The organism is Patescibacteria group bacterium, from assembly GCA_028716045.1.
GTDB lineage: Bacteria > Patescibacteriota > Patescibacteriia > JAQUQO01 > JAQUQO01 > JAQUQO01.
Genome location: JAQUQO010000001.1, coordinates 411,680 through 431,740, shown reverse-complemented (window position 1 = coordinate 431,740; position 20,061 = coordinate 411,680). Strand labels below are relative to the sequence as shown.

General features: G+C 43.7%; 20 protein-coding genes and 1 tRNA gene. 19 read left to right on the top strand and 2 right to left on the bottom strand.

Annotated elements, in window-relative coordinates:
* Window position 1 precedes the first annotated feature (1 nt).
* The 3 genes from PHG22_02200 to PHG22_02190 all read left to right on the top strand — a co-directional run bounded on the left by PHG22_02200 (window position 2) and on the right by PHG22_02190 (window position 2,223).
* Window positions 2–1,294 carry a UDP-N-acetylmuramoyl-tripeptide--D-alanyl-D-alanine ligase gene (locus PHG22_02200; protein MDD5490587.1) on the top strand — a complete coding sequence of 431 codons (1,293 nt, stop codon included), beginning with the start codon at window positions 2–4 and terminating at the stop codon, window positions 1,292–1,294.
* A gap of 82 nt (window positions 1,295–1,376) precedes the next feature.
* Window positions 1,377–1,451: transfer RNA gene (locus PHG22_02195), tRNA-Glu, on the top strand.
* A gap of 79 nt (window positions 1,452–1,530) precedes the next feature.
* Window positions 1,531–2,223: a hypothetical protein gene (locus tag PHG22_02190; protein ID MDD5490586.1), complete on the top strand. Its 693-nt coding sequence runs from the start codon at window positions 1,531–1,533 to the stop codon at window positions 2,221–2,223.
* Between the two features lie 119 nt (window positions 2,224–2,342).
* Here the strand turns inward: PHG22_02190 and PHG22_02185 are convergent, their stop codons facing one another.
* The gene (locus PHG22_02185) at window positions 2,343–4,220 is read right to left on the bottom strand and encodes an OPT/YSL family transporter (GenBank protein MDD5490585.1); all 1,878 of its coding nucleotides are present in this window, start codon (window positions 4,218–4,220) and stop codon (window positions 2,343–2,345) included.
* Between the two features lie 246 nt (window positions 4,221–4,466).
* Here PHG22_02185 and PHG22_02180 point away from each other — a divergent pair, with 246 nt between their 5' ends.
* The gene (locus PHG22_02180) at window positions 4,467–4,805 is read left to right on the top strand and encodes a hypothetical protein (protein MDD5490584.1); all 339 of its coding nucleotides are present in this window, start codon (window positions 4,467–4,469) and stop codon (window positions 4,803–4,805) included.
* A gap of 150 nt (window positions 4,806–4,955) precedes the next feature.
* On the opposite strand, the gene PHG22_02175 is transcribed toward PHG22_02180, so the two are convergent.
* Window positions 4,956–5,351 carry a hypothetical protein gene (locus PHG22_02175; protein ID MDD5490583.1) on the bottom strand — a complete coding sequence of 132 codons (396 nt, stop codon included), beginning with the start codon at window positions 5,349–5,351 and terminating at the stop codon, window positions 4,956–4,958.
* 348 nt (window positions 5,352–5,699) lie between these two features.
* Here PHG22_02175 and PHG22_02170 point away from each other — a divergent pair, with 348 nt between their 5' ends.
* The 15 genes from PHG22_02170 (at window position 5,700) to PHG22_02100 (ending at window position 20,005) form a co-directional block, all read left to right on the top strand.
* Window positions 5,700–6,074, top strand: coding sequence for a hypothetical protein (locus tag PHG22_02170; GenBank protein MDD5490582.1), 375 nt, complete (start codon window positions 5,700–5,702; stop codon window positions 6,072–6,074).
* 124 nt (window positions 6,075–6,198) lie between these two features.
* Entirely contained in the window at window positions 6,199–6,828 is a 630-nt protein-coding gene (locus PHG22_02165) for an MFS transporter (protein ID MDD5490581.1), read from the top strand.
* A 4-nt stretch (window positions 6,829–6,832) separates the two neighbouring features.
* The gene (locus tag PHG22_02160) at window positions 6,833–8,743 is read left to right on the top strand and encodes an efflux RND transporter periplasmic adaptor subunit (protein MDD5490580.1); all 1,911 of its coding nucleotides are present in this window, start codon (window positions 6,833–6,835) and stop codon (window positions 8,741–8,743) included.
* Window positions 8,743–9,465, top strand: coding sequence for an ABC transporter ATP-binding protein (locus tag PHG22_02155; protein ID MDD5490579.1), 723 nt, complete (start codon window positions 8,743–8,745; stop codon window positions 9,463–9,465). Before PHG22_02160 ends, PHG22_02155 begins: the two co-directional genes overlap by 1 nt.
* 131 nt (window positions 9,466–9,596) lie before the next feature.
* Entirely contained in the window at window positions 9,597–10,766 is a 1,170-nt protein-coding gene (locus PHG22_02150) for an ABC transporter permease (protein MDD5490578.1), read from the top strand.
* Window positions 10,767–10,773: 7 nt separating this feature from the next.
* Entirely contained in the window at window positions 10,774–12,027 is a 1,254-nt protein-coding gene (locus PHG22_02145) for an ABC transporter permease (protein ID MDD5490577.1), read from the top strand.
* Between the two features lie 91 nt (window positions 12,028–12,118).
* The gene (locus PHG22_02140; protein MDD5490576.1) at window positions 12,119–12,772 is read left to right on the top strand and encodes a hypothetical protein; all 654 of its coding nucleotides are present in this window, start codon (window positions 12,119–12,121) and stop codon (window positions 12,770–12,772) included.
* Window positions 12,773–13,132: 360 nt separating this feature from the next.
* A complete protein-coding gene (locus PHG22_02135; GenBank protein ID MDD5490575.1) occupies window positions 13,133–13,831 on the top strand; it encodes a hypothetical protein in 699 nt (232 codons plus the stop codon).
* A gap of 9 nt (window positions 13,832–13,840) precedes the next feature.
* Complete coding sequence (locus PHG22_02130) at window positions 13,841–14,353, top strand: nucleotide exchange factor GrpE (GenBank protein ID MDD5490574.1); 513 nt, start codon at window positions 13,841–13,843, stop codon at window positions 14,351–14,353.
* Between the two features lie 225 nt (window positions 14,354–14,578).
* Window positions 14,579–15,049, top strand: a complete 471-nt coding sequence (locus PHG22_02125) for an Hsp20/alpha crystallin family protein (protein MDD5490573.1) — start codon at window positions 14,579–14,581, stop codon at window positions 15,047–15,049.
* An 85-nt stretch (window positions 15,050–15,134) separates the two neighbouring features.
* Window positions 15,135–17,024, top strand: coding sequence for a molecular chaperone DnaK (dnaK, locus tag PHG22_02120; protein MDD5490572.1), 1,890 nt, complete (start codon window positions 15,135–15,137; stop codon window positions 17,022–17,024).
* Between the two features lie 400 nt (window positions 17,025–17,424).
* A complete protein-coding gene (gene dnaJ / locus PHG22_02115; GenBank protein MDD5490571.1) occupies window positions 17,425–18,516 on the top strand; it encodes a molecular chaperone DnaJ in 1,092 nt (363 codons plus the stop codon).
* A 121-nt stretch (window positions 18,517–18,637) separates the two neighbouring features.
* On the top strand, window positions 18,638–18,823 hold the full coding sequence (locus PHG22_02110) for a hypothetical protein (protein MDD5490570.1): 186 nt from the start codon (window positions 18,638–18,640) through the stop codon (window positions 18,821–18,823).
* 276 nt (window positions 18,824–19,099) lie between these two features.
* Window positions 19,100–19,324, top strand: a complete 225-nt coding sequence (locus PHG22_02105) for a hypothetical protein (GenBank protein MDD5490569.1) — start codon at window positions 19,100–19,102, stop codon at window positions 19,322–19,324.
* Between the two features lie 141 nt (window positions 19,325–19,465).
* Entirely contained in the window at window positions 19,466–20,005 is a 540-nt protein-coding gene (locus tag PHG22_02100) for a hypothetical protein (protein ID MDD5490568.1), read from the top strand.
* The last annotated feature ends 56 nt before the right edge of the window (window positions 20,006–20,061 follow it).

Sequence of the window (20,061 nt, the reverse complement as noted above, 5' to 3'; positions counted from 1 at the left end):
TATGAAAAAAATTTTAGAGAATTGCCTGCGATTTTTTGCCAAAAGAATCATTAAAAAATACCAGCCAAAAATTATTGGCATTACGGGCTCGGTGGGGAAAAGCTCCACCAAGGAAGCTATTTTCGCCGTCCTTAAAACTAAATTCAGAACGCGCGCCAGTTCCGGAAATTACAATAATGAAATTGGTTTGCCTTTGTCCATAATCGGCGCGCCCTCGGGCAATAAATCCTTTTTCAAATGGCTGGGGATATTTTGGGCGGCAAAAAAATTGCTTATCAAGAGAAATAAAAATTATCCGGACGTGCTTGTTTTGGAAATGGGCGCTGATAAAAAAGGAGATATAAAGTATCTGACGGAAATCGCTCGGCCGAATATTGGGGTCGTTACGGCTATTGCGCCGGTGCACGTGGAATTTTTTGGAAGTTTAGAGGGGATTATCAAAGAAAAACAGATTTTAATCAACTCTTTACCCGCTGACGGAGCGGCTGTTTTGAATTATGATGACAAGAACGTTCTTAATATGAGCAAGGCCGCGAAATGCCGTTTCATGACTTTCGGTTTTGAGGACGGAGCTGACGTTAAGGCTTTGGAATTTTCGTCAAATTTAAGGAATGAAAACGGAGTGATAGATGGAGGTGTGAGTTTTAAAGTTTCTTTTTCCGGCAGCACCGTGCCAGTTTATTTGTCGGGAGTTTTGGGTCGGCAGCATATTTATTCCGCGATTGCCGCCATGGCTGTCGGAACTTCTTTCGGGATGAATCTGGTTGAAACAGCCGAAGCCCTGAAAAATTATAAAGCACCTCCGGGGAGAATGAATATAATTTCCGGAATTAAGCAGACCGTCTTGATTGACGATACGTATAATTCTTCTCCTTTGGCAACGTTAGCCGCTTTGGACGCGCTGCGCGACGTGAATATCGGAGAGCGCGCCAAAAGAATCGCCGTGTTGGGCGATATGCTGGAGCTCGGAGATTTTACGGAAGAGGGGCATAGAGCAGTTGGTCGGAGGTTGGCGGAAAATCATCTTGATTTTTTGATAACCGTCGGAGAACGCGCTCGGTTTATCGCCGAAGAGGCGAAAAAGATGGGTATGGAGGAGGGAAAAGTCGCTTCTTTTGATTTTGCCGAAGAGGCCGGAAGATATTTACAGGATTTGATGGAAAAAGGGGATGTGATTTTAATTAAGGGTTCACAGGGAATGAGAATGGAAAAAGTTACCAAGGAAGTGATGGCTGAACCGTTGCGCGCCAAAGAACTTTTAGTGAGGCAGGATGAAGCGTGGGAGAAAAAGTAATACTAGTTGCCAATTTATTACAAATATACAAATAACCCCCTTGACTAGCGGGTTATTTTTTTGTTAGTATGTTTATACGTTTGCCGCCATCGTCTAACGGTTAGGACGCCAGGTTCTCATCCTGGTAATCGGGGTTCAATTCCCCGTGGCGGTACCAATATCAAATTTTTTAAAATTACTGCGCAGACGCAATAAAGAGATTGGGCGATTTAATGTATCTCTCACTCTTTAAATATATGCTCACAAAGAATTTAAAATTAGCTTTTATTATATTGGTATTAATTTTAATTTTGTTATCACTATTTTTTGTAGTGACTTGTAAAAAAGAAGAATCAGTTAAAACTGGCATTTACTTAGAATGCCCCAAGGCAGAAATTATTCCGGACTTGCATGATGATGAAGATTTATTAGAACAAGCTTTAGAAGAGAGTGACCGACGGATTTGTTATGTTATTCATAATCATCCAAATGATAAAATATCTGTAGTCATATCATTCTCAAAATTATTAAGTGAGGAAGAAGTAAAAACCATCGTAAATAGATATGATTTAGTTCCTTTTATGTTAGATTCTAGACATGGTTCAGGAAGAATGAGGATCCAAGTTGTAGATTCATTAGAAGGGGCGTTAGAAAAGAGAAAAAATATGGCCAGAAGTTCATTACCCTCAATGGAAGAGATGACAAATCAAATTATTAACGATGCTCACCAGGGATTGAATAATACTGACGAAGAAGAAATTAAAAGACTTGAATTAGAGCTAAAAACTCTAAAAGATACAGAACCCACTTATTTAGCATTGGGTGTATATGTGGCAGCTAGTAAAATTACAGAATTAACTTATGATAACTATATTAACTATGTAGTTGCGACAAGTATGTATGGCGATGATCCTCGAGGGATTGACCCAGAAACAGGGTATTGGAAATAACTCGTATACTTAGATCGCAAAAAGGAGGTTGGGCGACTTAGCGCTAAATAAAAATAAAAAACCACTCACGAGTTGTGAGCGGTCTAGATTTTTTCCCCAATTTGTCTGGAGATGCAGTGTTATCCAAGACAGAGGATAATGATGCCGGCAATACCAGCTCCGGCAATGAGTCCGGAGGCCAGCGTCACGCCGCCTTCGTCCTGTTTGAAGAAACGGTCAAGCAGTCCACCCGTCTTCTTTTTAGCCAACTTTTGACCGAGCCAGAACAGCACGGCACCCAGGGCAATAGTAGCGCTATAGTTAAACGGCACCACAAAACCGAGAGAAAGACCAATCGGGCAAATAGGGAAGCGTTTTTTGTATTTGACTTTAAATTGGTCGTCAATCCACATCAGTGCCACGCCCACCAAGGCGCCGGCCAAAATAGCCCAACGTGCCGAGATTGGAATGGCCGACAGACCTTGGTTAAGCACCACGGCTAAACCCTGCCAAATTTTAGCGCTTGGCAAAGGCATAGTGTTACTGCCGAACTGGCTAACATCGCCTCCGAGGCGATTGAAGATAAGGTAATAGAAGAGAGTGGTCGCAGCCAGGGCGCCGGAAATAGCTCCCAGAATATGGGCAATTGCCTGAAGACGTGGCTTGGCGCCAAGCATAAAGCCGGCCTTGATATTCATAAGCAGGTTGCTGGCATTACTGGTTACCTCGGCAGTGATACTGCCGGTGGCCAAGTTAACCGGAGCATTGCCGGGCGATAGCAAGGCTGCGTAGAGTTGGGATAGTTTCGCCAACGCCCCGACTGGCGTAAAGGAAGTAAGAGCCGTGGAATTCACGGCTATAAGCGTGAAAATCGCGATAAGCAATATCGCGCCTACCCCCATTTCTATACTAATGCCGAAAAAGAAATATCCCAAGGCAATCACCACGATGCTTACTAGCGGAATTCCCACCCAAAACACCAATTTAGGCAGTTCAATTTCCCTAAGTACATCTTCTTCTTTCTTTCCTTTGCGTCGCAAACCAGCGAAGGCGCTTTTTATCATATCGAGTTTCGTGATGAAGGGATACAGCGAGGCCAAGGTAATCATGGCTATACCCAACCACATTGTCCAGGCGATGATGCTGCGGTAGTTGAGTTCTTCAAATGTTGTAAACACGCCGTACTTTACCAGCAGAGGCGGCAAAATCAAGAAGCTAATCAGTCCTCCTATAGCCCACGAAATAGCAGTACGAATGCCAATGATACCGCCTATCCCAATCATGGCCATATCAGTGCCGATATTTACCGACCATTTTTGTACTTCAACGCCTTTAATTGCTGGTATCCAGTTTAAGAGGTTTTCTCCGGCGGTGTAAGCTTTGTCTTTAATCATAAGCGCAATTTTTCCGTTTATGATGAATTGCCAGATTGCTGCGAAAATGCCGCCGTACGCCAAGATTTTGGCCTTAATTTTTTCCCCTACGTTGTCGCCGTGCAATCCGTCCATCACAATAGCCGCCGCCGTACCTTCGGGAAACGGATAGTCATTCCAATTAATAAACCGTTTCTTCCAGGGAAAAGCAAACAGCACGCCCAATATGGCGAGGGCAATGGCCCAGATAATAGCTTGCCATATCGGGAACACTACGCCCGTTACCAGCATGTACGCTGGCAATGAGGCAGTCAGTAATCCTGTCATATAGCCGGCGGCAGTAGCCGCGCTTTGCGCTATATTGTTTTCCAGCAGGGTAATTTGTTTGGCAATGCCAAGTTTGGATAGGATACCGAACGCCAAAAAGGCGAGTACCACGGCGGTTACACCCATTCCGACGGCGAACCCCGTCTTGATTCCAATATACAAGTTGACAAGCGAGAGTAGGGCCCCCACCACGGCACCCGTACAAGCGGCGCGCAGTGTGAGCTGGGGCATGTCCTCCTGGTAGACGTTATCGCGCCACCAGATGTCTTTCTCAATGTTGGTCATTTCTCCCCAATTTTGAGGTGGTTTTTTAATCATCCAATGTTCTCCTTTCGGGGTTTACCCCTCTATGAGCCAAAAAGCTCGTTAAATCTCCATTCAAAATAATTATCAATGTTCACGGTGGAAAATTAACATAATATAATATAAATGTCAACCCATTAGTAACCATGTCAGAATATCATCTGCCTGCTTGCCGTTCGCTCGTTTGACAAAAATCAATATTTGTTAAATAATTTAACCAGATGTTATTTTAAAACACAATATCTAAAAGGAGGAATAATAATGAAACTAACAAGAAAAATAGCAGATTTATGGGTTGACTATATATGGTGTTGGCTTTGCCATGTTTTAGCAGTCATTGTTGCCATCATCTTTCCCGGCGGTTTAATGTTATTAGCTATTCTTGCAAGCCATTGGCAGCCCGGAGGGCCGATTGGACCGTTTGATTATTTTCTGTTACTCATTTTTTCTGTTATTTTAATAATCCTGAATGTGATATGGACAATAGGAGAAGATTCCCACATATCGCCGTTAACAATTGGTTGTTTCCTTCTTGCTTTATTAATGATTGCCTATTTTTTAATCAGCCTTTTACTTAAGTTTTTGAGTTTAGTTTCGTAATTTTTATAGCCCTAATTTATATTAATAAACTAGGGCTATTTTATCTCGCGCAGGCCGAGCCCTAAAATAATATTATTAAGAAAAAATAAAAAACGGGCGGGGATAAATTTTATCATCTCGCGCCCGTAAGCATCTTCAATAGAAATTGAGTTACTCTTTGACTCGTATTTCAACTTCATTGTTGAAGTTGAGAATGACCTTTTTGGTCTTCACGTCGTAACGTAGAGGTAATGTGTCGCCGATTTTAGCCTGGCAGATGACGGATTGTTCATTTGGCACGTCAACAAAGATATACGTCACTGTTCTGTCATTGAAACCCCATTCTGGCAGGGCTACAAATGAGATTTTTAGCCAACATGTATCGGGGCTAGTCCACCCAACATACCTACCCTTTTCCTCCACCTCTCCTACCACCATCGGTAGGTTGGTGCAGTTAGGGGCGGGCTGTTCTTGACACACCGGACAAGGTTTTGACTCGGGGCAGGTAGTGGTTTGGGCGGTTGTTTCTGCATCTTCTAATACCAAAATTACGACGAGAGTAGCCACTAAACAACCTATAACGAAGCCCGTAATAAGGTTGACGACCGCAATATAGTTTTTTGTTTTTTCGTCCATCTTTTACCTCTTCTTTCCGCGGCAAAATTTTTGCCGCGGAAGTAACAAATAAATTGTAAATAGTGCGTAATTCTAGAACAATCCAGAATAAAGTAATTTATCATAAGTTAGCTAAGTTGTCAAGGGGGAATGGCAAGATAAAATTACGTTTTGGTTACTTATATACTTAGGTCGTAAAAATGATGCTGAGCAACAGCCGCTTGAACTTGTCTTGACAAATCCGTGGAGATGTGATAACATCTAAGGATGAGGTTTGTAAAATTAAGAGGAGGATTGAAAATGAAAGAGATTAAAAAGGTTCTTTTGGTTGAGGATAATGCTTTATCGCGTAGGGGTATTGTGAGCGTGATAAAGATTTTCGCCGGCGCTGAAGTTGAAGTTCTTGAAGCCGCTTCAGAAAGCGCAGCCAAGAGGTTGTTCAAAGATAATCCTGATGTTGACCTTATGCTTGTGGACGGTCGTCTGACTTCCGGAGGAACCGAGCCGGACACCATAGAACTCGTGAAGTTATTTCGGCGGGATTTCAGCGGACCGATGGTAGCCATTTCCGACCAGGATAGTTATAATAACCTTCTTCTGTCGGCTGGCTGTAGCCATGCGATAGTTAAATCGACATTTTTTGACAAATTTGAAGAATTTTTAGAAAACCTATGAATTAAAGCCCTGTCGTATTAAAGACAGGGCTTTTTTAATCGCCGATAACGGGACTTATTGATTTCTCCATATCAAAAGGATATAATAGAAGAAAGGTGAAATATAATAAATTATCTTAGATATTATGGCTAATCCCGAGTCTCCCGCCCTTCCCAAAATTAATAAAATTATCAAAATTTTGATTTTTTCCGATGTTTTAATACTTGGCTCTTTTGGATTTCTCAACCCCATTTTTGCCATTTTTATCAATGATAATATTATCGGAGGAAGTTTGGAGGTAGCCGGTATTGCTGCGGCAATTTATCTTTTGGTCAAGGCCTCGTTGCAGATTCCCATCGGCCGATATGTGGACAAAGACAGAAAGGACAAAAACGATTTTTGGTTTTTGGTGGTGGGGTCGCTTCTTATAGCCATTGTCCCCATCCTTTATTCTTTCAGCACTTTTCCTTGGCATATTTATTTATTGCAAGTGGTTTATGGAATTGGCGCGGCGATGTCTTTCACCACTTGGTTCGCGCTTTTCACGAGGCATATTGATAAATTTCACGAGGCCTATGAATGGGCGGTTTATGACACGGCTACCGGCATTACCGCCGGTATCTGCGCCGCCATCGGCGGACTTTTAGCCGAGCGTCTCGGATTTAATTTTATTTTTTATTTAACTTCCATTATCACGCTTAGCGGGTCCTTCTTGCTTTTAGCTATTTATAATCGTGTCTTATTATGGGACAGCGGCAGGAAGGAGCAAAATTAATAATATGGATAATATAATTGCGGGAACCCCGGGAAAGAAAAAAATCGGGGCAAAGAAAATTATCATCGTGGCCATTGCCGGATTTTTAGTTACGGCGGTTTCGGTTTTTGCTTTTACGAAAACCCGCGGACCGGATTTTGAATATACTACCGAGAAAGTAAAGCGGGGTAATCTGACCCAGACCGTGGAAGCCACGGGGTCGGTGAAGCCGGAAACAGATATGGATTTGAGTTTCAAAGTCACCGGCAAGTTATTTAAAAATCACGTCAAGGTTGGTGATAAGGTTGAAGCGGGCCAAATTTTGTCCGAATTGGACGCCACCGACGCTCTGTTGGAAGTGGAAAAAGCGCGTTCTTCTTTGGCTTCGGCCAATGCCAATCTGAATCTTAAAATTATTGGAGAAAGCCGCGAGTCAATTAAAGTTTACGAAGAAGACGTGGCTAAAGCCAAAAGCAATCTAAAAAAAGTACAGACGGATTTGGACAATACTAAAAAGTCCAATGAGGAAAGCGTCAGGGAGGCGGAGTTGAATGTTGCCAAATACGAGACGGCTTTAGCTTCCGCCAAAGCGGATTTGGAAAATTCTAAAAAGACAGACACTCAAGAAATAGGAAACGCTTACGAAGACGCCCGCACAACCTTATTGGGAAATTTAGTCGCCCTAAGCACGGCCATGAATGACATGGATAATATTTTGGGCATCGATAATCGGGGGATTAACGACGATTTTGAAAGTTTGTTGGGTATCTTAAGATTACAAACAAAGATTAACGCCGAGGACGCTTATAAGTTAACTGCCACCAAAAAGGAAACCGTGGAGCCGTGGGTAGGAGTTTTGGACGCAGACAGTTCTTACGATGAAATAAAAATCGTAGTCAGTAATATGAAAGATTTGCTTTCTTTGGCGAGCGACGCTTTGAGTAAAACGAGAACAATGCTTGACAGCACTATCACCGGCACCGGTTTAACACTTTCTTCTCTAAATACGCTTAAGACGACAATTAATACCGACCGGTCGTCTATCAACACGGAATCGACTTCATTGCAAACCAAAGAGCAGGCGATTCTGACGGCCGAGCTTAATTATAATAAGCACGTGGACACTTATACTTCGGCGGTGGAAACGGCTGAAGACAATTTAGCTTCCGCGGAGCAGAGTTTGACCACGGCTAAAGTTGATGCCGATAATGCTTACAAAGCGGCCGTTAATCAGGTGGAGATAATGCGTTCCGCTTTAGCGGCGGCGGAAGCGTCTTTGGCTTATAAAAAAGCTCCGCCACGGCAAGCAGACTTGGCTTCTCTTGAAGCGCAGGTGAGCGAAGCCCGCGCCGCTCTTAATCTGGCGGAACAAAATTTAGAAAATACTAAAATAAAAGCTCCGGCAGCGGGGGTAATTACTTCCGTGGAATATGAGGTTGGAGAACAAATCAGCTTAACTAAACCGGCTATTTCCATGGTTGGCAACGAAGGAGAATTAAAAGTAGAGGTTGATATTTCCGAGTCGGACATATCAAAAGTCAAATCCGGCAATGAAGTGAAAATTACTTTTGACGCTTTTGGCGAAGACCGGGTTTATTCCGGCAAGGTTACCTCGGTTGAACCGGCGGAAACAATTATTGACGACGTGGTTTATTACAGAGTGAATGTCAGTATTGATGGCGGGAAAGAAGAAATAAAACCGGGCATGACTGCCAATACGGATATTTTAACCGCTCGTCGGGATAATGTTTTATGTATTCCCGGGCGCGCCATTATCCGCCAGAATAATGAGCAGATGGTGCGAATACTTGAGAAGAAAGAAGTCAGAGAGATTCCGGTGCAAATTGGTTTGCGCGCCGATGAGGGCTTAGTAGAAGTTTTGTCCGGGTTGAAAGAGGGCGAAGAAGTTGTAGCTTATATAAAAGAGAAAAAATAATGGCCGAGACGTTAATCAGGGCGGAAAATTTAATAAAGAATTATTATAACGATGGCCTGGTAACTGAAGTGTTGCACGGCCTTAATTTTACTATTAATCAGGGCGAGTTTGTGGCCATCATGGGGCCGTCGGGTTCCGGCAAATCTACCTTGATGTATATTCTCGGATTTTTGGATACGCCTACCGGCGGAAAATTTTATTTTAAGGGTCAGGATGTGAGTCAGCTTTCGGATAAGGAAATGGCGGGTATCAGAAATTTTGACATCGGTTTTGTTTTTCAATCATTTAATCTTCTACCCCGCACCACCGTTTTGGAAAATGTTATGCTGCCGCTCGTTTACGCCAAGGGCGTTAAAAATCCGGAACCCATCGCCCGTGAAGCGTTAGAGGCCGTTGGTTTGACACACCGCACAGATTATTTGTCCAACCAGCTTTCGGGCGGAGAAAAGCAAAGAGTGGCGATTGCGCGGGCGCTGGTCAACAATCCGGCGCTGATTTTGGCGGACGAGCCAACGGGTAATTTGGACAGCAAATCCGGCCAGCAAATTATGGAAATCCTTGAGGATTTAAATGCCGAGGGGCATACTATAATTTTGGTTACTCATGAATCTTACACTGCCGAGCACGCTGACCGTATCATTAAAATCAAAGATGGAGAAATAGTCGGCGATTACAAAGTGGTGGAAAGGCGCAGCGCCAAGAATGGCGGATTTATAAAATAAAAATATGCTTGAAAAAGACCCAGCAATCCATTCTTAAATGAGGCTGGGTTTATAGTTAAAATATGCTCTCAGCTTACCTAAAAATTTCCTTGCGGTCATTAAGGTCAAAAAAGTCCCGGTCTTTTTTGACTATGCTCGGAGTGATTATCGGCATCGCGGCGGTGGTTATTGTTATGTCGGTGGGGGCGGGAGCGCAAAGTTTAATTTTAAACCAGATTAAAAGCGCCGGTGTCAATCTTATCGGCGTTTTGCCCGGAGCTTCGGAAGAGGAAGGCCCGCCGGCGTCGGTAATGGGTATTAGCATAACAACTCTGACTTACGATAATATTGAGGCGGTTTTAAAACCGGGACGGGCTTTACATATTGTAGCCGGGGCTTCCTATGTGCAGGGGACTGCCACTACTTCCTGGTATAATCGCAGTATAGATACAAATTTTACTGGTACTACCGCCAGTTATTTGTCAGTTGAGGAAACCGACGTGGTCAGGGGTAGATTTTTTACCCAAGAAGAAGAAAAGAATATGGCGCGGGTGGCAGTTCTTGGTTCGGAAGTTGTTGATAATCTTTTTTCCGGCGCTGACCCGATTGGTCAGACAATTAGAATTAAAAAAGAAAGTTTTCGGGTCATTGGATTAATGGAGTCAAGGGGCACGTCGGGGTTTCAAAATCTTGACAATCAGATTTATCTTCCTCTCTATACCGCTCAAAAGTTACTTTTAGGCATTAATCACATAACTTTGGCTCGGTTCAGAGTTGACAGCGCTGAAAACATAGACCAAAGCATGGAGGATATTAAAATAGTTTTAAGAGAGGAACATGATATCCCTGACCCGTCGCAGGACGATTTTACCGTCCGTTCCCAGCTTCAAGCCATGGATGCTCTAAATAACGTCACCAATGCTTTAAAATTTTTCCTAGCGGCTATTGCCGCAATTTCTCTGATTGTCGGAGGCGTGGGCGTGATGAATATCATGCTCGCTTCGGTGACCGAACGCACGCGCGAAATCGGTCTGCGCAAAGCGGTCGGCGCCACTAAAACCGATATTTTATCCCAGATTCTTCTAGAAACAATTGCCATAACTTTGGCCGGCGGGATAATCGGTTTTATTATCGGGACTTTATTTTCCGCTTTAGTGGCGGCGGTAATGCGCTATCTCGCCTACGAATGGGATTTTGTTATTTCTCTGTTGTCTATTGTTTTGGGTATCGGAGTATCTTTAGCGGTTGGTCTTGTGTTTGGACTTGCTCCGGCAAAAAGAGCGGCTGATTTACATCCGATTGAGGCCCTGCGCCACGAATAATTTTTATATGCTGAATATAATTTCCAATAATTTAAAGTTGGCGATAAATTCTCTCCGTATCAATAAGGGACGGGCGATTTTGACTATTTTAGGAATTGTCATTGGTATCGCGGCGGTGATTATCGTGATGTCCGCCGGCCAGGGCATAGAAAGATATATTGTCGGGCAGGTGGAGGCCTTCGGCTCCGATGCCATAGAAATAGAGGTGAAGACGCCTAACACCGCGCATACTTCTACGGAAAACGCGACGAGTATGGCTATGGGAGCGGTTATTACCACTTTAAAAATAGAAGATGCCGAGGCCATAGCCAAACATCCGAATATCAGCTATTGGTATGCCGGAGTTTTGTCGCAGGATTTGGTTTCAGTCGGGGGGGAAATTAAGAAAACTATGATTTTTGGAGTGTCGGCGGATTTTACAGAAATAGATACCGGGGAAGTTGAGTTCGGCAGATTTTTTACCGGGGAAGAAGATAAAAGTTTATCTCAAGTCGTTGTGCTTGGGCACAAGGTAAAAGAAAAACTTTTTGGAGACTCCGAAGCTTTGGGCGCGAATGTTAAAATCGGCGGGAAAAATTACAAAGTTGTCGGGGTGATGGAGGAAAGGGGAGTGGTTGCTTTTTTCGATTTTGATAATTTGATTTTTGTTCCCGTGCGCACTTTGCAGAAAAAAATTTCCGGCATAGATTATGTCAGTTTTATTATGGCAAAAATGAAAGACCCGGCGGCAGGAGATGTCACCGCTGAGGAGCTTACTGCCATTATGCGCGAACAACATGGAATTACCGACCCCGATAAAGACGACTTTGCGGTGATGACTATGGAGGAGGCAAAAGAGATGATGGATACGATTCTCGGCGGCATCACGATTTTGCTGGTGGTGCTCGCTTCCATTTCGCTTATCGTGGGCGGTGTCGGCATTATGAATATTATGTATGTGAACGTGGCCGAGCGCACTTATGAGATTGGTTTGCGCAAAGCCCTGGGGGCGACGCGGCAGGATGTTTTGTATCAGTTTTTATTGGAAGCAATCGTCGTTACGTTTTTTGGCGGGATTTTTGGCATTATTTTCGGGACCGTTGTCGCTCTACTCATTTCCTACGCGGCGGCGTTTAGCGGTTTTGACTGGGGGTTTAATGTTTCCTGGTTTTCCATATTTTTGTCAGTTAGTTTTTCCGTCGCCGTCGGGTTGATTTTTGGTTTATATCCCGCCCGCCGCGCGGCGAATTTAAATTCCATTGAGGCCTTGAGACATGAGTAGCGCTTGACATTTTTTAGCCGCTATGCTAAAATACGGCGAAAACTTGTTGTTTTAAAATTAACATTATTTACAATAGAGAAAGGGAGAAAAAATGGCAGATGTAGATAAAGATAAAAAACCCGTGGAGATTTTGGTATGTTCTATTTGTGACAACACTCTATCAGCTGATGGTTCTTGCGAAAATTGTCGAAAAAAAGCAGCGGAGGAAATTTCACCTGATACAGCCCTGAAGCCAAAAACTCCGGGGGAGGGCAACCCATTTAGCAATATTCCGGATGAAGAAGTCAATAATCTTTATGGTAACAGCAGTGAAGCGGCAACGGCGCCAAAAACCGAGCCCGACCGCCCGCCGCTGGTAAGTCAAAATCCTCCGCCACCGCTTCCAGGGAAAGAACCTCTGGTGGAAAGTACTTCCGCCCCGGCATCGATATTTAATGAAGAAGAGGGGGAAGAAGGATACAAAAAAGCAAGCGAAGCGGCGGAAAAAGAAAGAAAAAGCGAGAAGAGAAAAACAGCGCTAGTTGTTATCTTGGCTATAATTACATTTTCCATGTATTATGCCCTTGACACTATAAAAACGAAGGGTAAGATTGCCAGTTGCGAAGCGGACAAAATAGCAGCGGAGGCAGCGGAAATCAATCTTGAAACTGCCCTGCTGACGCCCAGGCAAACAGACAAAGCCGTTGGCTACCTTAACGAAGCAGTTACGCTTCAAAAAAAGCTTAAGGAAAATGGCTGTAAATAGCCATCGCTAATCTAAAAGATAAATCCCGTTTCCGGACAATTTCGGAGCGGGATTTTTTATTTGGGTAAGGGGAGGATTTAAATTTATGGGTGTTAGTTGCTGGGGATTGGGGTTCAGATTGCTTCGCTCCCCGCCAGCTGATGGGGCTAGCTGGCAGTTCACTCGCAAAGACAATATCTGAAATAGCCAATTTTAAACATTAATAACCAAGAAATTTCCCCTACTGCCAGAGGAGGGGTACTTCGCCCCGAGCTTGTCGAGGGGTGGGGTGGTGGGAGAAAAACTGATTCTTGACAAGCTTTTGGGCGGGGGGTATAATGAAATTAGCACTCATAGAGTGAGAGTGCTAAATAGAAATCTATGATTACCAACAGACAAAAAACTCTGCTCAATTTAATCATTGACGAATATGTCAGAACGGCTGAGCCGGTCGGGTCTAAAAGTTTGGCCTCACGGTCTAAGCTTAATTTCAGCCCCGCGACCCTGCGCAATGAAATGGCCGGGCTGGAGAAAGACGGCTATATCCATCAACCGCATACTTCCGCCGGCCGCGTGCCTACGGAAAAAGGTTTTAATTTTTATATCAAAAATTTTTTGCGGGAAATTGATTTAACTAAAGAAGAAAAAAAGACGGTGGAAAAAATCCTTCATGAAACCGGCCGCCCGCACTCCGAACTTCTCAAAGCCATGGCCAAGGCCTTGGCTGAACTTTCCGGCACGGCCGTCATCGTCGGGTTTGAGCCGCGCAATTTTTATTACACCGGCATCGCTAATCTTTTTTCCCAGCCGGAATTTCGCGATTACAATTTGGTTTGTGATATATCTTTAGTGATTGACCAATTGGACGAGGGTTTTGATAAAATATTTAAAGAGATTGACGATATCCATATTTTTCTCGGCAAAGAAAATCCTTTTGCCGAAAATTGCGGAAGCGTTTTAGCTAAATATAATTTAGATGACACGGAGGGCGTTCTCGGAATTTTGGGGCCGATGCGCATGAATTACAGCGCCAATTATTCGCTTTTAAAATACACGCGAGAACTCATCAATAATAAATAGATTTTAATTATGGCCGACGAAGATAAAAAAGGAGCCAAGCAGGATAACGCCAAAAGCGAGCTTGATGAATTGCGGGAGAAAGTTGTTAAATTGGAAAAACGGGCGGAAGAAAATTTGGACGGTTGGAAAAGAGCCAAAGCCGATTATATAAATTTGAAAAGAGAAGCCGAGGAGAAACAGAAAGAGCTCATTAAATTTGTGACAGCTAATATATTGTTCGGGCTTTTGCCTATTATTGACAGTTTTAAAAAGGCCATAACGCATATTCCCGAAGAGCAAAAAGACGTCGGTTGGGTGGCGGGAATTTTTCAGACAAAAAAACAGATTGATGATTTTTTGAAGGGGCTGGGGTTGGAGGAGATAAAAACAGTTGGAGAAAAGTTTAATCCCGAATGGCACGAAGCCGTTGGCAAGCGTAAAGAAGAAGGAAAAGAGCCGGATATTATTTTGGAAGAAGTAGGCAGTGGATATAAGATGGGCGATAAAGCGCTGATTCCGGCAAAAGTGGTCGTGGCAGAGTAGGGATTTTATAACTTATAGTTTATAACTTTTTTCTGTCTTTGCGAGGAGTCCCGAACGCTCGGGACGACGAAGCAATCTAAACGTATTAGAGATTGCTTCTCCCGCCAAGGCGGGATCGCAATGACAGCTTTGTTTAGAAACGGTAGTCGATAATCCCTTAGTTGTAATCTTTTTATAAATAATCTCGGCCAGACATTAAATGTCAGTCGAATCGAGGAGTTTTATATGTCACTCATTCCATGGAAACCATTTTTTGAGCCCTTTGAGGATTTTGAAGGGGCTTTTGGAGATGATGCTTTTTCTTTGGTCCCGGCTAAAGTCAAAGGATTTATTCCGGCCATTGATGTTTATGAAAAAGACGGAAATCTGATGGTGGAAACTCCGTTGGTGGGAGTTGACCCCAAAGACGTTGAAATTACCATTGAAAACGATGTGTTAACGATTAAGGGGAAGAGCGAGCACAAATCCGAGGTAGAGGAGAAAAATTTTTACCGTAAAGAGGTGCGTTATGGAAATTTTTACCGCACCGTGGCCCTGCCGGCCCATGTTGATGCTGATAAAGCCAAGGCAGTATCGGAGAACGGGCTTTTAAAAATCAGCATTCCCAAGGTTGGAGCGCCCAAAGAAGTCAAAAAAATTACAATTGCCAAAAAATCGGCTCCCGCTAAAAAAGCCGTGGCCAAAAAGAAAAAATAATTGTTAGCAAATATACCGCTCCGTTGGTAAATTTTCAGCGGGGCGGGAATTTGGAAATAATTAACAAATAACATTGAAATAATTTATGTCAAAAATTCTTGGAATTGATTTAGGGACAACCAATTCTTGCGCGGCTATCATTGAAGGAGGAGAGCCGAAAGTTTTGGAAAATAAGGAGGGGATGCGCACGACCCCATCCATTGTCGCTATCGGGAAAAGCGGCGAAAGATTGGTCGGGCAGATTGCCAAACGCCAAGCGGTGACCAATCCGTTTAATACGATTTTTTCCGTCAAACGTTTAATCGGCAGGCGTTTTAACGACCCGGAAGTGCAGAGGGATGAAAAATTAATGCCTTACAAAATAGTTAAATCCGGCGAAGGCGTTAAAGTCAAAATGGCGGATAAAGAATATTCGCCGCAGGAAATTTCAGCGATGATTTTACAGAAATTAAAAGCCGATGCTGAAGATAGATTAGGCGAAAAAATAGAGGAAGCGGTCATTACCGTGCCGGCTTATTTTGATGATTCCCAAAGACAGGCCACCAAAGACGCGGGAGAAATCGCTGGACTTAAAGTAAAAAGAATTATTAACGAGCCGACTGCCGCGGCCTTGGCTTATGGCTTTGATAGAAAAGTTGGTCAGCAGATTGCCATTTACGATTTGGGCGGCGGCACTTTTGATATTTCCATTTTGGATATTTCCGCTGATACCGTGGAGGTAAAATCCACCAACGGCGACACCCATCTGGGCGGTGACGATTTTGACCAGAGGATTATTGAATGGATTATCGCTGAATTTAAAAAATCCGAAGGCATTGACTTGGGCAAGGACCAGCTGGCTTTACAGCGGCTGAAAGAGGCCGCGGAAAAGGCCAAGATTGAATTATCTTCGGCGCAGGAAACGGAAATTAACCAGCCGTTTATTACTTCCGATGCCAACGGCCCTAAGCACTTGGTTTTGAAAATGAGCCGTGCCAAGTTAGAAGAGTTGATTGGCGATTTAGTGGAAAAAACTTTGGAACCATGCCGTAAGGCCTTGGCTGATGCCGGTTTTAAGACAAGCGAAATTGAAGAAGTGGTTTTAGTCGGAGGCATGACCAGAATGCCGTTGGTTCAGAAAACCGTAGAAAAGTTTTTTGGCCGCAAACCGAACGTTTCAGTTAATCCAGACGAAGTGGTGGCCTTGGGCGCGGCGGTTCAGGCCGGAGTTTTGCAGGGAGATGTCAAGGACGTTTTGCTTTTGGATGTGACGCCGCTCTCACTTGGCATTGAGACCTTGGGAGGCGTGGCTACTAAATTAATTAACCGCAACACCACTATTCCGACTTCCAAGTCGCAGATATTTTCCACTGCCGCTGATAATCAGACCTCGGTGGAGATTCACGTTTTACAAGGCGAGCGCGAAATGGCCTCAGATTGTAAAACGCTCGGGCGTTTTATTCTTTCCGGTATTCCGCCGTCGCCGCGCGGTATGCCGCAAGTGGAAGTGATTTTTGATATTGATGCCAACGGCATTTTGAATGTTACCGCTAAGGACAAGGCCACTAACAAAGAGCAGAAAATAACTATCACCGCCTCGTCCGGTCTTTCCAAAGATGAAATAGAAAAGATGAAAAAGGACGCGGAAATTCACGCTGATGAAGACAAGAAAAAGAAAGAAGCGATTGAAACCAAGAACCAAGCGGATTCCATGGTTTTCCAAACCGAAAAGACCTTGAAAGAATTCGCTGATAAAGTTCCAGCTGATGTTAAAAAGCAAGTGGAAGAAAAAGTTGAGGCCTTAAAAAAAGTCAAAGATGGCGAAGATATGGCGGCGATTAAAAAAGCTATTGAAGAATTGAATGAGACCGTTACCAAAATCGGGCAGAGTATGTATTCTCAAAATCAAAATGCTGCTGGCGCATCTGCCGACAGTAAAGATGATAACAAAAAGAAAGACGAAGGCCCGATTGAAGGGGAAGTGGAAGAAAAATAAGCTGTCATTGCGACCCCGAGCTTGACTTCGGCGAGCTCAGTCGAGTCGTCGAGGGGGAAGCAATCTCTAATACGTAGCTTTGGGCAAGGGCGCTGTATTAGAGATTGCTTCCTGCCTGCCGGCAGGCAGGCGTCGTCCCGCCACGGCGGGACTCCTCGCAAAGACAGTAAAAAAGGTCAATTGTCATTCTGATCCCGAGTTCTCGGGGCGAAGAATCTAGACAGAGATCCTTCGCTACGCTCAGGATGACAATGTTTCTTTCTACCCCAACCCCTCCCTGCCTGCCGGACTTTGGTGAGCTCAGTCGAACCGTAGGCAGGCTTGTTTAAGGAAGGGATTAAGTTTCAAATTTTAGGTTATATGTTTCAAGTTTTAAGTTACAAGTTGTGAGTTTCAAGTTATGTCCAAAGATTATTATAAAATTTTAGGAATAGAAAAAAGCGCTTCGGCTGAAGAGGTCAAGCGCGCTTTTAGGCAACTGGCGCATAAATACCATCCAGATAAAGAGGGCGGCGATGAGGCGAAGTTCAAAGAAATAAACGAGGCCTATCAGGTTTTGGGCAATTTGGAAAAAAGAAAACAGTATGACCAATTCGGCACCACCTTTGAAAATATGGGAGCCGGCGGATTTGGCGGAGGAAATCCGTTTGGCGGATTCCAAAGCGGCGGGTTTAACATTAACATGGATGATTTGGGTGATTTGTTTGGCGGACTTGGAGATATTTTTGGCGGTTCGTTCGGCGGGCAGAGAACCAAAACGGCCACCCGCGCCAAAGGACGCGATATAGAAGTTGATTTGCAGATTGATTTTCGCGAAGCGGTGTTCGGTGGTGAGAAAGAATTAGAGTTATATAAAAATATAATTTGTGAGCGTTGCGGCGGCAGTGGCGCGGAGCCGGGGAGTAAAATAATTTCTTGCGTCTCTTGCGGTGGAGCGGGCAGAGTTCGCAAAGTCCAGCGGACTTTTTTAGGCGCCATGGAAACATCTTCTGTTTGTCCGGAATGCCGCGGAGCGGGTAATAAGCCGGAGAAGCTCTGCTCGGAATGCCGCGGAGCGGGGATTAAAAAGGGGAACGAGAAGATAAAAGTCAAAATTCCGGCGGGGATAAATAGCGGCGACACTGTCAAATACTCGGGCAAGGGCGAAGCGGTTGGCCGCGATGGTTTAGCCGGCAATCTTTATGTTAATTTTAACGTTAAGCCGCATCCGGAATTTTCCCGTGACGCCTTTGATATTTTAAATACTATCACTATTTCTTTCCCGCAGGCGGCGTTAGGTGATAAGGTTGAAGTCAGCACCATTGACGGTTCGGTTAATTTAAAAATTCCGGCCGGCACGCAGTCAGGAACAATTTTCAGAATCAAGGGACGCGGGGTGCCGAAACTTCGCGGTTCGGGGCGCGGGGACCAGCTCGTAACCGTGAAAGTGGAAGTGCCGAAAAATCTCACCCGGAAACAAAAAAAGATGCTGGAGGAGTGGGGGAAAGAATAACTTAAAAATTGATTATTGTTTTTGGTCAGCGGTTGTTTACTATTGACATTTTCCCTGCTTTATTCTATAATAAATATCAATAAAAAAGTTCGTTTTGTAAACATTTTTAAAAGGAGGAACGATGGGTACGAAACAAGGTGAAATTGTCTTGCCGGATTACAGGATAGCTGACCGTTTCGCTGATTTTTTCAAACGGGTCGGCGAAATAATTTTGCGGGGGGCGGTTAAAATCCTGATATTATTTGTCATGTTGGCTACGCTTATAGTAAGCCACGGCAAAGACGAAGCCGAAACCGGTGAAGAATAATTTTTTACTTTCTACTTTTAAGCGCGGTTCGCCAATCGCGCTTTTTTATTTTGCTAAACCTTGACTTTCCCGTCTCTTTTGTTTATAATATAGGCGGAGAAAGAAACGTTATTTGACAATTAAAATAAACTTTTAGGAAAGAATTTTTGAAGAAAAGGAGAAATAATAATGGGTAATTTTGGTCCAAAAGATTCTAACATTAAACCGCCACCCGACCCTTTTAAACCCGCCGAAGGTCAAGGGTTAAATAAAGAGCCAAGATGGGATAGCCCGCCTATGGGAAATTTAGCTGCCAAACGCGTAGAGGAAAAAAAAGAAAAAAACTGGTCAGGCAGAGAAATTATGGGTTGTATTTTTGGCCTTCCTATTGCCGTTCTTGTAATAGCAACCATTGTGAAAATTGCTTCTTCACCTAAAGTCGACCTATCCGACCAGCCACTTTATGTTCAAATCGGGGTAATTATTATTGTTTTATCTGTATTGTCAAAGGGTTGCATGTAAAAGGGATGTTTAAAGTATGGGGGGATAAACGGTTTTTTGGTAATGGTTTTAGTTTTTTAGTAAGACACAGCTAATAGTTGTGTCTTTTATTGTTTTATTTTTTTTGCTATACTAAATACAGTAAGCATAAATTATCAACAGATGAATTTTGAGCCAATCGTTAAGTGGATAAGTTCGGTCAATTGGTCAAACCCAAGTTGGGACCTCCTTATTTTTGTGTTCTTTATAGTGGTTTCCCTGCTTTACGGGCTTTCTTTGGGCCGCGACAGGATAATCGTGATTTTAGTAAGTATTTACATGGCTTTGGCGGTCGTTAATACCGCCCCCTATATTAAGGGGCTTCAAGCGGAGATAAATATCAACAATTTTTTTGTTTTTAAAATAACCACCTTTTTAGGTGTTTTTTTGGTTCTCTTTTTTCTCTTGTCTCGCAGCGGGCTGATGGGAACAATCGCCAAATCCCGCGGCCTGGGCAAATGGTGGCAAGTGATTCTCTTCTCCTTTTTACACGTCGGCCTTTTAATCAGCGTGGTCTTGTCCTATTTAGCTCCCGAGGCGGTCAGCAAACTAGCGCCTTTAACCAAGGATGTGTTTACGGGAGACGCCGGGAGGTTTTTTTGGTTGGTAGCGCCGATTGTGGCCATTGTTCTCGCTAGAGACAAAGAGGAAGAAGGGGAATAGGTGGCGGTTTCAAGCCAGAAATTATAAGTTTTACATTCCATGTGCTATAATTATAT

Bases quoted from the DNA above. Each gene is read 5' to 3' on its own strand.
- PHG22_02200 (MDD5490587.1), top strand. From the start codon at position 2: ATGAAAAAAATTTTAGAGAATTGCCTGCGATTTTTTGCCAAAAGAATC.
- PHG22_02190 (MDD5490586.1), top strand. From the start codon at position 1,531: ATGCTCACAAAGAATTTAAAATTAGCTTTTATTATATTGGTATTAATT.
- PHG22_02185 (MDD5490585.1), bottom strand. From the start codon at position 4,220: ATGATTAAAAAACCACCTCAAAATTGGGGAGAAATGACCAACATTGAG.
- PHG22_02180 (MDD5490584.1), top strand. From the start codon at position 4,467: ATGAAACTAACAAGAAAAATAGCAGATTTATGGGTTGACTATATATGG.
- PHG22_02170 (MDD5490582.1), top strand. From the start codon at position 5,700: ATGAAAGAGATTAAAAAGGTTCTTTTGGTTGAGGATAATGCTTTATCG.
- PHG22_02165 (MDD5490581.1), top strand. From the start codon at position 6,199: ATGGCTAATCCCGAGTCTCCCGCCCTTCCCAAAATTAATAAAATTATC.
- PHG22_02160 (MDD5490580.1), top strand. From the start codon at position 6,833: ATGGATAATATAATTGCGGGAACCCCGGGAAAGAAAAAAATCGGGGCA.
- PHG22_02155 (MDD5490579.1), top strand. From the start codon at position 8,743: ATGGCCGAGACGTTAATCAGGGCGGAAAATTTAATAAAGAATTATTAT.
- PHG22_02150 (MDD5490578.1), top strand. From the start codon at position 9,597: ATGCTCGGAGTGATTATCGGCATCGCGGCGGTGGTTATTGTTATGTCG.
- PHG22_02145 (MDD5490577.1), top strand. From the start codon at position 10,774: ATGCTGAATATAATTTCCAATAATTTAAAGTTGGCGATAAATTCTCTC.
- PHG22_02140 (MDD5490576.1), top strand. From the start codon at position 12,119: ATGGCAGATGTAGATAAAGATAAAAAACCCGTGGAGATTTTGGTATGT.
- PHG22_02135 (MDD5490575.1), top strand. From the start codon at position 13,133: ATGATTACCAACAGACAAAAAACTCTGCTCAATTTAATCATTGACGAA.
- PHG22_02130 (MDD5490574.1), top strand. From the start codon at position 13,841: ATGGCCGACGAAGATAAAAAAGGAGCCAAGCAGGATAACGCCAAAAGC.
- PHG22_02125 (MDD5490573.1), top strand. From the start codon at position 14,579: ATGTCACTCATTCCATGGAAACCATTTTTTGAGCCCTTTGAGGATTTT.
- dnaK (MDD5490572.1), top strand. From the start codon at position 15,135: ATGTCAAAAATTCTTGGAATTGATTTAGGGACAACCAATTCTTGCGCG.
- dnaJ (MDD5490571.1), top strand. From the start codon at position 17,425: ATGTCCAAAGATTATTATAAAATTTTAGGAATAGAAAAAAGCGCTTCG.
- PHG22_02110 (MDD5490570.1), top strand. From the start codon at position 18,638: ATGGGTACGAAACAAGGTGAAATTGTCTTGCCGGATTACAGGATAGCT.
- PHG22_02105 (MDD5490569.1), top strand. From the start codon at position 19,100: ATGGGAAATTTAGCTGCCAAACGCGTAGAGGAAAAAAAAGAAAAAAAC.
- PHG22_02100 (MDD5490568.1), top strand. From the start codon at position 19,466: ATGAATTTTGAGCCAATCGTTAAGTGGATAAGTTCGGTCAATTGGTCA.